The sequence below is a fragment of the Psychrobacter sp. P11G5 genome, assembly GCF_001593305.1.
Classification (GTDB): domain Bacteria; phylum Pseudomonadota; class Gammaproteobacteria; order Pseudomonadales; family Moraxellaceae; genus Psychrobacter.
This window is the reverse complement of record NZ_CP012533.1, coordinates 2,584,977-2,600,230: the sequence shown is the minus strand read 5'-3', so window position 1 is coordinate 2,600,230 and position 15,254 is coordinate 2,584,977. Positions and strand designations below refer to the sequence as shown.

The 15,254-nt window shown below is 41.3% G+C and carries 17 protein-coding genes; 9 read left to right on the top strand and 8 right to left on the bottom strand.

Annotated features, from left to right (window positions below; translation table 11 throughout):
• The first annotated feature begins 159 nt into the window (after positions 1-159).
• Entirely contained in the window at positions 160-1,284 is a 1,125-nt protein-coding gene (locus AK825_RS10470) for an S-(hydroxymethyl)glutathione dehydrogenase/class III alcohol dehydrogenase (RefSeq protein ID WP_068037093.1), read from the top strand.
• A 274-nt stretch (positions 1,285-1,558) separates the two neighbouring features.
• On the opposite strand, the gene AK825_RS10465 is transcribed toward AK825_RS10470, so the two are convergent.
• From AK825_RS10465 to AK825_RS10445, 5 genes are all read right to left on the bottom strand, one after another.
• Positions 1,559-2,464, bottom strand: coding sequence for a haloalkane dehalogenase (locus AK825_RS10465; protein ID WP_068037090.1), 906 nt, complete (start codon positions 2,462-2,464; stop codon positions 1,559-1,561).
• Between the two features lie 141 nt (positions 2,465-2,605).
• A complete protein-coding gene (locus AK825_RS10460) occupies positions 2,606-3,142 on the bottom strand; it encodes a peroxiredoxin-like family protein (protein WP_068037087.1) in 537 nt (178 codons plus the stop codon).
• A 113-nt stretch (positions 3,143-3,255) separates the two neighbouring features.
• The gene (locus AK825_RS10455; protein ID WP_149031859.1) at positions 3,256-3,687 is read right to left on the bottom strand and encodes a DUF6789 family protein; all 432 of its coding nucleotides are present in this window, start codon (positions 3,685-3,687) and stop codon (positions 3,256-3,258) included.
• A gap of 44 nt (positions 3,688-3,731) precedes the next feature.
• The gene (locus tag AK825_RS10450) at positions 3,732-4,427 is read right to left on the bottom strand and encodes a haloacid dehalogenase type II (RefSeq protein WP_068037081.1); all 696 of its coding nucleotides are present in this window, start codon (positions 4,425-4,427) and stop codon (positions 3,732-3,734) included.
• A gap of 369 nt (positions 4,428-4,796) precedes the next feature.
• A complete protein-coding gene (locus AK825_RS10445; RefSeq protein ID WP_203226475.1) occupies positions 4,797-5,999 on the bottom strand; it encodes a patatin-like phospholipase family protein in 1,203 nt (400 codons plus the stop codon).
• Between the two features lie 672 nt (positions 6,000-6,671).
• On the opposite strand from AK825_RS10445, the gene AK825_RS10440 reads away from it, so the two are divergent.
• Positions 6,672-7,280 (top strand): TetR/AcrR family transcriptional regulator, encoded by a 609-nt coding sequence (locus tag AK825_RS10440; RefSeq protein ID WP_068037078.1) that lies wholly within the window; start codon positions 6,672-6,674, stop codon positions 7,278-7,280.
• Positions 7,281-7,493: 213 nt separating this feature from the next.
• On the opposite strand, the gene AK825_RS10435 is transcribed toward AK825_RS10440, so the two are convergent.
• Entirely contained in the window at positions 7,494-8,162 is a 669-nt protein-coding gene (locus tag AK825_RS10435; RefSeq protein ID WP_068037075.1) for a DsbA family oxidoreductase, read from the bottom strand.
• Positions 8,163-8,389: 227 nt separating this feature from the next.
• Entirely contained in the window at positions 8,390-8,944 is a 555-nt protein-coding gene (locus AK825_RS10430) for a carboxymuconolactone decarboxylase family protein (RefSeq protein ID WP_068037072.1), read from the bottom strand.
• Positions 8,945-9,435: 491 nt separating this feature from the next.
• On the opposite strand from AK825_RS10430, the gene AK825_RS10425 reads away from it, so the two are divergent.
• From AK825_RS10425 to AK825_RS10405, 5 genes are all read left to right on the top strand, one after another.
• Positions 9,436-10,287 carry an SDR family NAD(P)-dependent oxidoreductase gene (locus AK825_RS10425; RefSeq protein WP_068037069.1) on the top strand — a complete coding sequence of 284 codons (852 nt, stop codon included), beginning with the start codon at positions 9,436-9,438 and terminating at the stop codon, positions 10,285-10,287.
• A gap of 93 nt (positions 10,288-10,380) precedes the next feature.
• The gene (locus tag AK825_RS10420) at positions 10,381-11,439 is read left to right on the top strand and encodes a zinc-binding alcohol dehydrogenase family protein (protein ID WP_068037067.1); all 1,059 of its coding nucleotides are present in this window, start codon (positions 10,381-10,383) and stop codon (positions 11,437-11,439) included.
• A 117-nt stretch (positions 11,440-11,556) separates the two neighbouring features.
• Positions 11,557-11,862 carry a putative quinol monooxygenase gene (locus AK825_RS10415; protein WP_068037065.1) on the top strand — a complete coding sequence of 102 codons (306 nt, stop codon included), beginning with the start codon at positions 11,557-11,559 and terminating at the stop codon, positions 11,860-11,862.
• An 88-nt stretch (positions 11,863-11,950) separates the two neighbouring features.
• Positions 11,951-12,607 carry an oxygen-insensitive NAD(P)H nitroreductase gene (gene nfsB, locus AK825_RS10410; protein ID WP_068037061.1) on the top strand — a complete coding sequence of 219 codons (657 nt, stop codon included), beginning with the start codon at positions 11,951-11,953 and terminating at the stop codon, positions 12,605-12,607.
• A gap of 409 nt (positions 12,608-13,016) precedes the next feature.
• The gene (locus AK825_RS10405; protein ID WP_068037058.1) at positions 13,017-13,352 is read left to right on the top strand and encodes a GlpM family protein; all 336 of its coding nucleotides are present in this window, start codon (positions 13,017-13,019) and stop codon (positions 13,350-13,352) included.
• A 19-nt stretch (positions 13,353-13,371) separates the two neighbouring features.
• On the opposite strand, the gene AK825_RS10400 is transcribed toward AK825_RS10405, so the two are convergent.
• Positions 13,372-13,611: a hypothetical protein gene (locus AK825_RS10400; RefSeq protein ID WP_068037056.1), complete on the bottom strand. Its 240-nt coding sequence runs from the start codon at positions 13,609-13,611 to the stop codon at positions 13,372-13,374.
• A gap of 372 nt (positions 13,612-13,983) precedes the next feature.
• On the opposite strand from AK825_RS10400, the gene AK825_RS10395 reads away from it, so the two are divergent.
• A complete protein-coding gene (locus AK825_RS10395) occupies positions 13,984-14,598 on the top strand; it encodes a YceI family protein (protein WP_082787232.1) in 615 nt (204 codons plus the stop codon).
• A gap of 224 nt (positions 14,599-14,822) precedes the next feature.
• The gene (locus AK825_RS10390) at positions 14,823-15,206 is read left to right on the top strand and encodes a rhodanese-like domain-containing protein (protein ID WP_068037053.1); all 384 of its coding nucleotides are present in this window, start codon (positions 14,823-14,825) and stop codon (positions 15,204-15,206) included.
• Positions 15,207-15,254: the final 48 nt, after the last annotated feature.

Below are 15,254 nucleotides of genomic sequence, written 5' to 3'. Positions count from 1 at the left end.
GCACATTGTTATCATGGCAGAAACGACTATAATGGTCAGTATAAAGTTTAATGCTTCACAGACTGGTACAACTGTAGCTTGCCTCTACTAAGTCAGCACTATAAGATGAATAGGTCTGTGCTCAATAATCGATAAAACTAATTAAAAAGAGAGACAACTATGTCAGATAAATTTATTAAATCGAAAGCCGCCATCGCTTGGGGCCCAAACCAACCACTATCTATCGAAGAAGTGGATGTCATGCTGCCGCGCAAAGGCGAAGTATTGGTAAAAATCATCGCCAGTGGTGTCTGCCACACCGATGCCTTTACCTTATCTGGTGAAGATCCAGAAGGTGTATTCCCAGCTATTTTAGGTCATGAAGGCGGCGGTATCGTTGAGCAAATCGGCGAAGGCGTGACCAGCGTTCAAGTCGGCGATCACGTTATTCCTTTATATACCGCAGAATGCGGCGTCTGTAAATTCTGTACTTCAGGTAAAACCAACCTATGCTCAGCCGTACGCGAGACTCAAGGTAAAGGCTTAATGCCAGACGGCACCACGCGTTTTTATAAAGATGGTGAGCCAATTTATCATTACATGGGTTGCTCAACTTTCTCTGAATATACTGTCCTACCAGAGATTTCTTTGGCCAAAGTAGATAAAGACGCACCGTTAGAAAAGGTTTGTCTACTCGGTTGTGGCGTGACCACCGGTATGGGTGCGGTTATGAATACCGCTAAGGTTGAAGAAGGGGCTACCGTTGCTGTTTTCGGTCTTGGTGGTATTGGCCTTGCCGCCATCATTGGTGCAAAAATGGCAAAAGCCAGTCGTATTATCGGTATTGATATCAACGAAGATAAGTTTGAGTTGGCTAAGAAGCTTGGCGCGACTGATTGCATCAATTCTAAAGACTATGACAAGCCTATCCAAGAGGTCATCGTTGAGATGACTGATGGTGGCGTAGACTATTCGTTTGAGTGTATTGGTAATGTCGATGTGATGCGTTCAGCGCTTGAGTGCTGCCACAAAGGCTGGGGCGAGTCGGTCATCATCGGTGTCGCTGGTGCAGGGAAAGAAATCTCAACCCGTCCATTCCAGCTAGTGACTGGTCGCGTCTGGAAAGGTTCAGCATTTGGCGGGGTCAAAGGACGCAGCGAACTTCCCGGCTACGTCGATCGTTATATGCAAGGTGACATCCCATTAAATGACTTTATCACTCATACGATGCCATTAGAAGACATTAACGAAGCCTTTGACTTGATGCACAAGGGTGAGAGTATTCGTACGGTTATTCATTTTTAAGAAATACTTTCTAAAAATAATGGTTAACGATATTGGTTATAAATTTAGCGTTATAAGATAACAGTGTCATAAAATAAAGATGCCGCTCCTAATGGGGGCGGCATTTTGCATGATGAAATAGCAGTTTTAAAATGTTTATTTTAAGATGTGCTTACGTTACAAAGGAAATTTTACAGAGGGTATGAATATATTGTCTAGAAATTTTTAAAGAGTGACAGAAATATAGCCATTTTTAACGCATTAGAGGTTCACTCGTTGAGATTGAGAACACGCTCTAGTTGTCATTAATGAACTTGACCAAAAGCTCGGCCACTTTCTCGCCTTGATCTTCTTGAAGAAAATGTCCAGCGTTGGCAATAGTCGTATGATTTTGGCCTTTGGTTCCGGGAATAAGTTTTTGCATTACTCGATCACCGCCAGCAGTAATCGGATCAGAATCGCTAAATAGAGTAATAAAGGGCTTAGTCCATTTGCTCAGCTCAATCCAAGCAGTGCGGTTATTCTCAGAGGCAGGGTCATCCGGAGTTATAGGTACTAGTAATGGAAACTGCCTAGCACCTTCCTTATAAGACTCATCAGGAAATGGCGTATTGTAAGCGTCGATTACCGCTTGCGGCAGCTCCGTAACAGTACCACTCTTTATAGCGCCTCCCACATTAAATTCTGGTGTTTCCTGTGAGAATTTCTGCCATTTTCGAAAACTTTCTCCTAGATCGTGGTCGCCAGTGGGGAGCATGGTATTACCAGCCGCTACCCGAGCAAACCGATCTGGATGTGCCGCAACCAAGCGCAGACCAATCAGGCCGCCCCAGTCCTGACAAAACAAGGTGATGTCCTTTAGATCTAACTGGTCGAGTGCTGATTGTAGCCAGTCGACATGACGCTGGTAGGTATAGTCAGTACGGGATGCGGGTTTGTCTGAGCGTCCAAAACCGGGGAGGTCTGGTGCAATCACGCGGTGTCCTGCTGCAGTCAGTATTGGGATGATTTTACGATACAGATAACACCATGAAGGTTCCCCATGGAGCAGTAACACCGGATAGGCGTCCCTTGGGCCCTCGTCGAGGTAATGCACGCGCAACTCACCCCCTTCGCCATCGTCAACCATTAAGTAGTGCGGGGCAAAATCATAATCGGGCAGATTCGCAAAACACGAATCGGGGGTTCTGAGCGTTTTCATGTGTCGTCCTTGAGTTAGGTAATTGAGCGCGCATTCTCACACAGCTGCTGGAAATCCCATTTATTTATAACAATATTATGAATAAATGAGTGAATCTAACTACTTCTATCGATGAGAGTTTTAGATTAGATAAAATTATATCTAACGATGCGTACCACGAATAGGGTAATCGTTTTTTCGAACAAAGGATAAACCATTCGCAAGGGTTTCAAGTTCAGGTCTAGCAAAAGGCGCGTTGGAGATATCGACGATTTGAATCTCTCCATCAGCATTAATGACAAACAAACCAGGCTCTGCAAAGGGATGATCAGTCTCTTTCTCTGAACGTGGGTCAGAAATGTAGAGCCCTAGCGTATTCATTTGCTCAATAGTTAAACCATAAGCAATAGGAAAATTGATATCTAATTTTTCTAAATGACTCTCTAATTGCTCTTTACTGTCACCTGATATCGCAATGATATCGACACCTGCCTCAGCAAATGATGCTTTTACGGTTTCTAACTGGTTAAGGTATTTCGTACAAATTGGACAATGTTGACCTCGGTAAACAACGACTAATTTCCAATCGTGACCGTTCTCAGGCGTGCCAAGCGACTTCACATCATCATTTAGCATTTGTACATCTATACTGGGAAATTTGACACCAGCTTGAAGTTTTTGTGCGTAATTTGACTGCATGATTTATCCTTTATTTAATGGTTTGCATGAATGTGAATAATTCGTGTTGAGACATAGAAGGCTTGGTAGGTAAATTAAACCTTCTACAATAAGTTGGCTATTTTTAATAAGCTTCAATGTTTAAAAACGAGCTTGGCATAAGCCTTACCTAATACCACACCAAAGATTAAATGGAGCACTAAGGTTGCGATAGGAATCATGATACCGCTTGGCATAGCTAGACCAAATAGGCGATTACCCATCATCGGCATAAGAGCAATCATCATCATAAGCCAACCAGCAGCACCTATAACCGCACCAATCAGCGTAAAATTCTTACTCCTATCCGCACCAGCCACTACTGCCATTGCTAGACCATAGCCGATAGAACCAATCATAAAGTGAGCGAGCCATGCCAATACTAGACTGTCACCCATCATTGATGCGAGCATAGCTATGATGTCTAAATCAGGCATCAGACCCATCATGCTTTTTAGCATTAGTAAAATAGTCATAACGACGGTGGCAATGAAGCCTGCAATAATTCCTGACATATATTTATTCATGGTAAACATTCCTTGTTCAGGTTTTACTTGTTCAGGTTTTAAGGTTACTCATGTTGTCCATTAACAATCTGCTCAGCAAGCGTGACAAGATCTGAGGCCATAAAGTTCGGTGTTGGCACATTGGAGGCAGGCAACATGGCGTTATAAGGACGTTTGAGAAACGCCCCTTGGCAGCCAGCCGCTTGAGCGCCAATCGTATCCCAAAGATGACAAGCCACTAGGCATAAATCTGACATTTCAACAGCCAGCTCTTTAGCTGCCATTTGATAAGTCTCAGGCGCAGGCTTGAACTTTGCAACCTTCTCAACGCTAAAAGACTGCTCAAAGAACTCACTCAATCCTGCTTTTTCAAGTGGCGTAGGAGAAGCACTACTGGGTGAATTGGTCAACGTCACTAGTCGAAACCCTGCATCACGTAGTTTGGTTAATGCTGGTATTGCATCAGGATGAGCAGGCATTTTGCTCATGCGCTCTTTTAACTCATCGATATCGTCATCTGTCAGTGTGATTTCATGGATATCAGCTGTCATCTGTAACGCACCGACGCCAAGCTCACCAAAAGGCGTATAAAGTCCTGATAAAGTCATGGTTTGCGAATAAAGCACCAATTGGGCAAACCACTCCCTTAACATGTGCTTGTTACCGAACAGGCGAGCGAATAAAGGCGTAAGGGTATCGATATCTAGTAGAGTCTCATTGACATCAAATACGATAATCGAGGGTGATTGGTTAGAGGACATAAAAGATCCTTTTTTAATAATGGTAAATTGCGTCTGTGAGGGAAGTAGGCTGATAACTACAGTTATAATTATAAAACTGATTAATTTCACTTTAAACTAGCTTGAGCAGTCATTCAAGATGAATTTGAGTAATCACTCAAATTATATTGTTATGCTTTGTTATCATATGTAAATGATATGATTTCAAAAAACAGAGACATTGGATTGTTTACAGGGTAGATAACGCTTCATCCTTGTTAGAGTTTACTGAATCGAAATCTTTAGAGGGTCGGCACTGGAGTGTCAATACATTAGAGTTAGAGTGTAATAGTGAGTGTCTTGTTTGGCTTCAAGTAGCCCGTTTAGTCCAGACCACAACTTTGCTATTCGTCACTGTAGCGCTTTACGAAAATTTTGGAATTCCTCAGATTGATCAAGTAAGCTGCTGCCTAACTCCCGCAACTCATCAACTTGTTTAGGTTGCAGATGAAAAGTGGTTGGCATGGCATCGAACTTTGCGCGCTCTTTTTTATTTTCAACTTGATCGAAAGTTAATATGGAAAAATGTACCTCAACTTGAGGCGAGTCAGAGCTGCGCTGTGCATTCACGTGCTCACCCCATTGCAAAAATTCTTTTTTAGCTAATGAGACGGTCTCGTTATTTAAAATACCTAATGCCACTTCGCTAGAAGCTGAAACTGTCTCGAAGAACCCTGGGTCTTTACCTTCCAATGACCATTTATGCTCAGAGTAGGTTTGAGCATTGGCGACTACGACCAGCACTTGTTTAACTTGACGGAATTTTTCAGGGCTAAACGCGCCAGCCATATTGGGCACATCGCCATATTGAGTCACTGGACTCATCATAGATCCACGCACACCCAAGTTATCAGTTACCCCGCCATCTACTAAGCGTAGGACGGGCATGCGATCTGGATAAGAATAACGTTTTAACGCCCGGGCTACCGCATAATTGCGCGGCAGATGACTGTCTTGATTTAAGGCATCCTCGACCCACGACTGGTAACGCTGAGGGCAGTCGGAAAAATTGCGCAGCGCTATAGGTGCAAAGATGCCAGGTACTGAGGAAGATGCCATCACAGCATTTGCCACCGGATAACTCGACAAATCCGAACACAAAAAATCAAAATGCTGCTGGGTAAAGGAAAATGTCGTTGAATTATTTAAGTCACTGGCATTCAGGATAACGTAAGGTAACTTTCCACGCCCCATATCGGCAAAAGTTTTTTGCTGAAACAGACTATGATTTAAGTTATTCGCTACCAGATCGCCACGATTGTATTCAGAGCTGCTCATCGCTATAAGGCTTTGCGGACGTATCGCGAGCTTTATCAGTCGAGACTGCCAGTCCTCATACAAAAAATCTGGCGCAAACTGCTTAAATATATCATCGCCAAATAAGCCGTAGTAGGCTGCTGTGTAGCTACCGCCCGATACCGAAGAAATAACATCCACCTCATCTAACAGTCGACGCTCCACGCCGTTTATAGTCACTGGTGTGTCGCGGAGCTTTTCTAGCACGCCGTAGCTAAGCGCTGCCGCTCGTGTACCGCCACCAGAAAATGCGAGCACAACAAAGATGTCATCTGAGTTTTTAGGTAAGTTATTGCGAAAATCGTAGCGACTTGTGGTGGTCTTATCCGTTATTGGCTTGTTCCAGATTCGTTTCGTACAACCCGTCAACAAGCTGGATATAAGAGTAATGGCTAATAGGAAGAATGCGGAGCATAATCGAGACGAAATTTCCTTATTTGGAAATCTCTGAAGCTGATTGTCACAGAAAGTAGATATATTTATACGCATTCAAGCTACCCCAAAGTGTTTGGACTACTGTGAAGCCTACGTTCTTTCGTCCTTTACCTACTGTATTATAGCTATGCAGAAAAGCTATGCAGAAAAGCTATTCAAGACACTTTCAACTCGGATTTTAAAAGCAGTTAATACCTCTATTATACGTACAACTTATGTGGACAACCTAGTCGGTCAAAATTGAATCACACAAGATGCAAATCGAAAGTGCTGATGATGTGCTGATACGGCAATGGCAATCCTTCTTTCTCTTTTGCTTATTCATTCAGTATTATTGTGGCTAGTGATTCTTGACAATCAATAGTCTGAGCCCTGTTAATAAACTTTAACTGGACTGTAATAGCTAGTCAAGATAAAATTGAGCAGTCACTCAAGTTGTACAGTCATGCTCATTTCATTATATGACGCTAAGGCTGTGAGAAAACGGAATATATTATGTCACGCACTGCACTTTATAACCGACAAGAATCTTTAGAACGAGCTTTACAACTGTTCTGGCAAAAGGGTTTTCATGCGACATCCTTAAAAGATTTAGAAAAAGCACTCGATATGCGGCCGGGGAGTATTTATGCAGCTTTTGGTAGCAAGGATGGATTGTTCCAAGAAGTACTAGAATACTATGCTCGTCTGACATTGGCTGAGCTAGAATATACTTTGAAGACCCATAGTTCGCCATTGATGGGGCTAGCTGCCTACTTGCGACAGCTTGGCGGAATTCTCGATAAGGGGCTGCCAAGTCGTGCTTGTATGCTGGTCAAAAGCTTGTTGGAGCTTGGCGCCCGTGAGCAATCAGCCTTACAAAAGGTTGAGGCCATGCTGGCTGGTATGGAAGCGCGATTTATTGACTGCTTTACGGAAGCTCAGCGCATAGGGGAGCTTGATAGTGAGCTTGACCCTGTTAGGCTGGCTCGGCGTTTACAAGCTGAAATAATGGGGCTGCGCGCTTTTGCACAGCGTGATGTAGATAGTGCTGCCGTACATGAGCTTGCCGAAGATATGGCGCAATCGATAGAAGCATTGCGTAATAACACGTTTGCTGGCTAGTTCGCTAACTGGCTCTGAATAATAGGTCTAGTTAAGTGTGCTTGCTAAGTTAATCAGAGGTCAAACTGAGAACTAATTAACAGTGTAAATCACCCTTATAAATTGATGAAACCATAAAAAAGGCTACTTGAAGTTTCAAGTAGCCTTTTTTATATCTAAATTTTAATGGCCAATTTTCAATGGCCAATTTTTAATATTCATCAAAAGTGTCGTTTATTCTGGCAGATCTGCCAATTGCTGTAAGATACTTTTGAAGTTCTCAACCCCTTGTGCACCGCTAACCAAGTGTTTTTGATTAAAGATAACAGAGGGTACGCTTTGAATACCTTGCTGACGCCACTGTTGTTGAGCTTGACGTACTTCTTCTGCAAAGCGTTGATCCTTTAATACTGCTACCGCTTCGCTACGATCTAGCCCAATCTCTGCTGCAATATCTGCCAGCACTCCTTTATCAGAGATATTACGACCATTGGTAAAGTGAGCGGCGAACAAGGCTTGCTTTAGGTCGTGCATACGGCCTTGCTGATCTGCCCAGTGCAGCAGCTGATGCAAATCAAAGGTATTATAGGTGCGAGTCTCCTCAGTGAAATTAAACTCAAAGCCAACCTCGCTACCAGCCTCAGTCATTCTAACTCGGCTAGCATCAGATTCTTCTCTGCTTGAGCCGTACTTCTCAGTGATATGCTCGCGCAAGTTCTGACCTTCGATTGGCATATCAGGATTTAACTCAAACGGATGCCAGTGAATTTTATGCTCGGTATTGGTTTGCTCAAGCGCTTCTGCCAGCTGGCGGTAGCCGATGACACACCAAGGGCAGACCACGTCCGATACAATATCTATGCGCAGTGGTTGCTCTGATGATAACTGCTTTGAATTTTCCATATGACCTCTCGTTAGCTACTATTTATGATTCTAACTGATATCTGTAATTCTAACTGATACGTATGACGTTAACTGAGAAAACAGCTGCTCGAACATTTTCCGAACAACAGCTTCTTAAACAATACTCTCGCAAACAGCAGACTTTTAAACAACAGTATAGAAACACCAAAAGGGTTATTACAACCCTAAATTGGTTGCATCGTTAACGTAATGGTTAATCTGCTTTATTAGTCGGCTTTGTGCCATTCAAACTTTTGAAAAGGCTTATCGATTGGCGTGTTGGCCAGATGGTTGGTGTAGTTGCTCATCACTTTTTGCGCGGCAGCAAGGACGACTTCTAAAATCTGGCGCTTGGTGAAGCCTGCATCTAAAAATGCTTGTACGGCATCATCATTAACGTTACCACGATCACGGACAACAGAAAGCGTAAAGTTACGTAGCACTTCTAATTTATCAGTCGGTAGTGGGGTTTCATTACGTAATGCTTCGGTAATCGCGTCATCTACTTTCATACTTTTGGCAATACCAGTATGCGCAGGAACGCAGTAATGACAAGCGTGCTCAACGTTGATAGTTTGCCATACAACAGTAACTTCTTCATCATCAAAACTACTGTCTAAAAACAATTGATGTAGACGTTGATAACCTTCGAGTAAGCCCGGCGCTTCGGCCATTACCGCGTGTAAATTTGGAACCATGCCAAAAGCATTGATAGAAATATCAAGCAGCTCTTTGCTATCTACTGGTGCGCTCTGTTTGTCGTGTAAAGTAAATTCAGTCATGTAAAAACCCTTATTGTGGTTGTTAATTATTTAATGATTACTAAAGTAAGGTAGCTCAATCAACAATAGACGTAATATTATATTTGAGTGATTGCTCAAATTGATAGGTGATGCTTGCCTAAGTAAATCAGCTAAAGCCACTATAAATGATTTTGAGCGAACGTTCAACCTTGATTGAGTGATTGCTCAATCAAGTTACAAATCAATTAAGTGACGAATCAATTAGCTTATAAACATAGCTACTTAATTGTTATCTCATTGATAGCAACGCTAATTTGACAAAATAATTTAATGAAGTAGCTTAAAAAGGTGGTTTTACACTTAGCAAGTTAGCTCATTTTAGGAAGATATTGAAAGTGTTTCCGGCTATAGCTACTTTTTGAAGCACAACACTTTCATTACAATGGGTGCTATTACGATGGATAAAATAGTACACAAATCCAAAACTTGAATAATAATTTAAATAACAACTCAAACAATAAGGACGTCTCATGACTAAGACTATTTTAATCACTGGTAGTACTGATGGCATTGGCAAATTGGCAGCTTTAAAACTGGCAGAAGCGGGACATCAAGTGTATGTGCATGGCAGAAATGCCGACAAACTTGCCAGTGTCATTGCAGAAGCCAAAGCAGTAGCGACAGGCGCAGCAGTAGATAATATTGACGGGTTTGTGGCTGATTTCTCCGATTTAACCGCTGTACTCAAGATGGCAGCAGAAGTGAGCGAAAAGCTGCCAAAGCTTGATGTACTCATAAACAATGCAGGGATTTATACAACCGCATCGGCAACGACTAAAGATGAGTTGGACATACGCTTCGTGGTCAATTACTTAGCGCCTTACGAGTTAACCAACGCCTTATTACCACTACTCAAAAAGTCTAGTAAAGCTCGTATCGTAAATCTAAGCTCAGCGGCTCAAGCTCCGATATCCTATAAGGCATTTGCAGGACAGGACCGTCTCGCTGATAAAGATGCCTATGCTCAAAGTAAGCTAGCATTAACGATGTGGACTATGGATTTAGCTGACACAGTCGCAGCAGATGACATCAATGTAATCGCTGTGAATCCAGGCTCGCTATTGAATACAAAAATGGTCGATGAAGCTTATGGTCAACATTGGTCATCAGCGGATAAAGGAGCGAACATCCTAACTGAACTTGCCATCTCAGATGAGTTCGTTGACGATAGCGGTAAATATTTTGATAATGATATTAAAGATGGCGTACATGGTGACGCAAGAGGAGAGTTCGGACAACCGCATGCAGACGCTCTAAATAAAGAAGCCATTGCAGAGCTTGAACGCCAGACTCAGACAGTATTGCAGTCGCTTTCTACATAAGATTTATATCTAGCCGCATCAATTAATGGTTAGAAATTAAACCGTTACAAAGTATCTCATTAAACTTATCATCAAAAACTGGGACATACCCTTATGCAAACTGTCAAAGCCATTGGTTATCAAAACAACCTACCTATCGATGATGAACAAGCGCTACAAGACATTACTCTTGATAAACCGACTGCTTCAGGCCATGATATTTTGGTAGAAGTTAAAGCCATATCCGTCAATCCGGTAGATTATAAAATCCGTGCATCGCGTCCTGCACCAGAGGGTGAGTATGCTGTTATTGGTTGGGATGCTGCTGGTATCGTAACGGCTATCGGTGAAGAAGTCAGTCTGTTCTCAGTAGGAGATAACGTTTATTACGCTGGAGATTTGACCCGTTCAGGCAGCAATGCTGAGTATCAGCTGGTCGATGAGCGTATCGTTGGCCACATGCCGACATCCTTATCTTTCGCTGAGGCTGCGGCGCTTCCGCTCACTACAATTACGGCATGGGAGATGTTATTTGACCGCTTGCAAGTGCCTGTTTCTGATAGTTCGACGGATGAAAACGGTAATGATGAGAATACTAATGACGTTTCAGTATTAGTGATTGGCGCAGCGGGCGGGGTAGGATCAATATTAACCCAACTATTAAAAGCACGAACGTCAGCTACCATTATTGGTACTGCTTCAAGGGATGAGAGTGTACAGTGGCTCAAAGATTTGGGCGCTGACTATGTTATCAATCACCGTAATGCATTGTCTGATGAGCTGCAAAAAACAGGCATTGCTGAAGTAGACTATGTCGTGAGTCTCAATAACACTGAAGACCATTATGAAGAAATTATTAAATGCTTAAAACCTCAAGGTAAGCTTGGACTGATTGATGACCCAGCAGCACTAGACGTCCTACCGCTTAAGACTAAAAGCTTAAGCCTACATTGGGAGTTTATGTTTGCGCGCTCAATGTTTAATACGCCAGACATGATTGAACAGCACCATTTATTAAATGCTGTGGCAACATTAATTGATGCTGGCGAGATTAAAACCACGGTTGCTCACAATCTTGGCACTATCACAGCCGAGCATTTACGCAGTGCGCACCAGATGTTAGAGAATCGTCAAGCACATGGCAAAATCGTATTAGAAGGCTGGCCTGTATAAGGCGTTAAATTATCGCTTAGCTTTACAAGTCTAATTTAACGTTTTGAGCGAATATATTGAACCTGCTTAAATGAATTTATTTAAAATAATTATAATATTAAAACATAGGAAGAATTTATGAACACGCAAGCAAACAAGCCACTCACCATCGTTGCTACTATCAAAGCCAAACCTGAGCACGTTGAGCGAGTCAAATCTGAACTACTTAAACTAACAGCAGCATCACAAGCTGATCAAGGTTGTATTCAATATGACTTACATCAAGACAATGCAAATCTTAATGGATTTATCGTTTATGAGATTTGGGAAAACAATGAGCTTTTGCAGCAGCATGTAAAAAGCCAGCATTTTCAGAACTATGTAAAGGTAACAGATGGCATGGTCGATGAATTTATCATAACTGAAATGACACTTATCTCGTAAATTTTACCTGTATATTTATCTGTCATTTACAATGAGATAGAGAGAGAATTTACTTTAAACTTTCAAAATGTACGAACAGGAATAATGTATGAAAGATATCACTGATGCGATGAATTGGCGCTATAGCGTTAGAGACTATGACCCTATCAAAAAGCTGTCAGCTGATGACTTTCAGCGTCTAAAAGATGTGTTGCACATGAGTCCTTCAGCGACCAATATTCAACCTTGGCACTATGTAATTGCCGATGATGATGCCGGTAAAGCTAGAGTTGCTAAAGGGACTGATGGGCATCACGAAGCCAATTCATCAAAAATAAAGAATGCCTCACACGTTATCGTTTTTTGTAGTCGTGCTTATGCAGATGATGAGTATTTGAGTGAGTTACTCGAAAAAGAAGACGCTGATGGTCGTTTTACTGAACCGAAGCGCAAAACACAAATGGATGAAAAACGTAAGAAATCAGTTAATAATCACCGTTTTTCAGAAAAAGATGAGCCGTTTTGGTTGGCTAAGCAGGTTTATATTACGATGGGTGCTTTATTACTTGGCGCAGCAACGCTTGGGATTGACGCGACACCGATGGAAGGCGTTGATTTTGAGGTGCTCGATGACGAGCTTGACTTGAATAGTAAAGGCTTAACCGCTGTAGGCGTTGTCAGTCTTGGTTATCGTAGTGGTGATGGCTATAATGTAGAATTACCGAAATCGCGCTTGAGTGAAGAGGCTGTTTTTAGCAAGCTATAAGTTTTACCAAAATATAAGTTTTACTAAGCTATAGTTAGTTCAATATAAAAAGAATACGGTGGAACTGGAATGAATTTTTTGCAGCCTCTGTCTGCGTAGGCACAGCAAGCAAGAAAAATTCGTACCAGTTCTGTGTAAGAATACAACATATCTACTTTATTTAGTATGGACTATATAATAATTAAACTATAATTTTAAATTATAAAAGCCACTAAAATATAGTTGGTTGCAAATAGACTTAAGCATGAAAAATTATCAGTCATTAATAAGAAAAACCTCATAAATGAGATATGTTTATGAGGTTTTTCTATGATAAATAATACTGGATTTAGCATTAAGACTCTTAACTGCTATATAGTAAGCCAATCAATGTACAGTCAACCAGTACCTAACAGGAGATAACCTCATCATGATTTGGCTAAAAATGCTTGTTGGCGCGTTGGTGGTATTGTTGATTCAAATGTTCGCTCAAAGCAGGTTCTTTTATTTGGCAGCACTTGCGCCACTTTTTCCGACCTTTACTTTAATTAGCCATTTTTTAGTTGGCACTCAGCGTAGTGCGGCAGATTTTAAAATTGCATTGATATTTAGTATGCTAGGTGTGATACCGCATCTCATTTATACACTGATTGTATTTTTTAGCTTTAGCCATATTGGCTTGTACAAAGCATTATTACTAGGTGTGGCAGGCTGGTTGATCGCTGCTGCTATTTTGATATTTGCGTGGCAACATCTGCAAATATAATAAAGGGTGTACGAGCTTATTAGGCGCTTCTTTTGTTGTTCATACAATCGAACCATGCATCGTCATATACGGTAGCAGCAGAATCAAAGTGCACGTATATTTTTTCATTATTCAATGTCGCATACCAATGCTCATCGTTATAGCCTGTGAGCACTTGAAAGTACTTTTCATTCACAAAGTCACCTACAACGTAGGTATTTCCTGCTGCATAAAAAGTATTGCCAGCCGTACACAGTAGTTTATCACCAGTATTTATCATAACATTCTACTTGTATATTTTAGTATATTCGGAAAAGGTAATATATTATTCTAGCCGAATATATCGTGAAATACTACAATGCGGAATGCAATCAATACGTTTTGTAACGTAATTTTTTATCGTGTGTCTCATGTATTTGCAAATTTAACCATGAATAATTGGAGTATTATCAAGGTATTGATTAACTGAAAAACAGGCACGATTTTGCTGTGCCAAAGTTTAAAAATAAGTGTTGAGTAAGTGAATCTAGGCAATGGCAGCTTCTTTATCGTCTAAATTTTTAGCTTAGTTTTACAGTTATAAGGAATGGTTTAATGACTATTTTATCTTTGAAATTGTATCGTTGAAACAACTTCGCAAAGGAATGCCACTATGAGTTGTCTTTTACCCGATCGAAAGCTATCCCACTATCGCAAGCCACTAATGGCGTTGTTATTAATAATGTCTTGTGTCAGTAGTCATGCTGCGACCTATAATATTGACCCAGCCCGCACCAATGTACGTTTCGCCATCGACTATTTTAATAAAAACTCCACCCATACGGGTGGCTTTTACAATGTGACGGGGCAGCTACAATATGATCCAAATGCACACACGGGCAACATCTCGCTTATCATTCCAATAAAATCCTTAAGTACAGGTAGTCGATCATTCAATCAAAAGCTGACGAGTCGTGATTTCTTTGATGTGGCACAATTTCCCTTGGCTTACTTTGAGTCTACTAAGTGGTATTTTATGACTGATAAAACACGCTCAGAGGTTATCCGAGTCGATGGCAAACTAACGCTACATGGGGAGACTCATCCGGTCACGCTAACGGCTACCAATTTCGATTGCTATGTTAGCCCCTCACGTAAAAATTCAGTTTGTGGGGGAGGTTTTACCACTACGATTGATCGGACTAAATGGAAGATTAATAAATACGCCTTACTGGGAATGACAAGAAATCTGACGTTAGATATCAGAGTGGAAGCAGCGACAGAGTAATGTATTATTATATAAATTGAATATATTGAAATAAGTTGAAATCTGTAGATATAATATACAAAATAATATACTATTTTTAATAGTGAATGGTCTTTGATAGTAATTTTTAAATGCTCAACACGCTCTATACTTTTTAAAGTCTAAGTTGGCTGCCTTAGGTGTTTTTATCATAACAATACCTATCAAGCTGTTCTGATTTGTCTACCATATTTTGAGGTATAACTATGAAAACCCCACAGGATTTAGTAAGCGCTGCTAAAGCACAAATCACTGAAGTTGCACTGGCGCAAGCAGCTGCTGCTTGTGATAAAGCCGATATCGTTATCGATGTAAGAGAACCTGAGGAATACGCTACTGGTCATATTGAAAAGGCAGTACTGATACCTCGCGGGTTATTAGAGTTTAAAATTGACGACCTAACAGCCACTACTGGTGCTGATACCAATATTGTGCTTTATTGTAAGTCCGGCGGACGTGCAGCGTTGGCAGCGCAGTCATTAGAAGCGCTTGGCTATAAGCAAGTAGTATCTATTGCAGGTGGTTTTGAGGCATGGAATGAAGCTGACATGCCAATAGTAAAACCGAATGATGGGATTGATTTTGGCTAGTATATTAGGCAGTCATTTATTTTGAGTAAGGCATTTTCGGCATTAAAA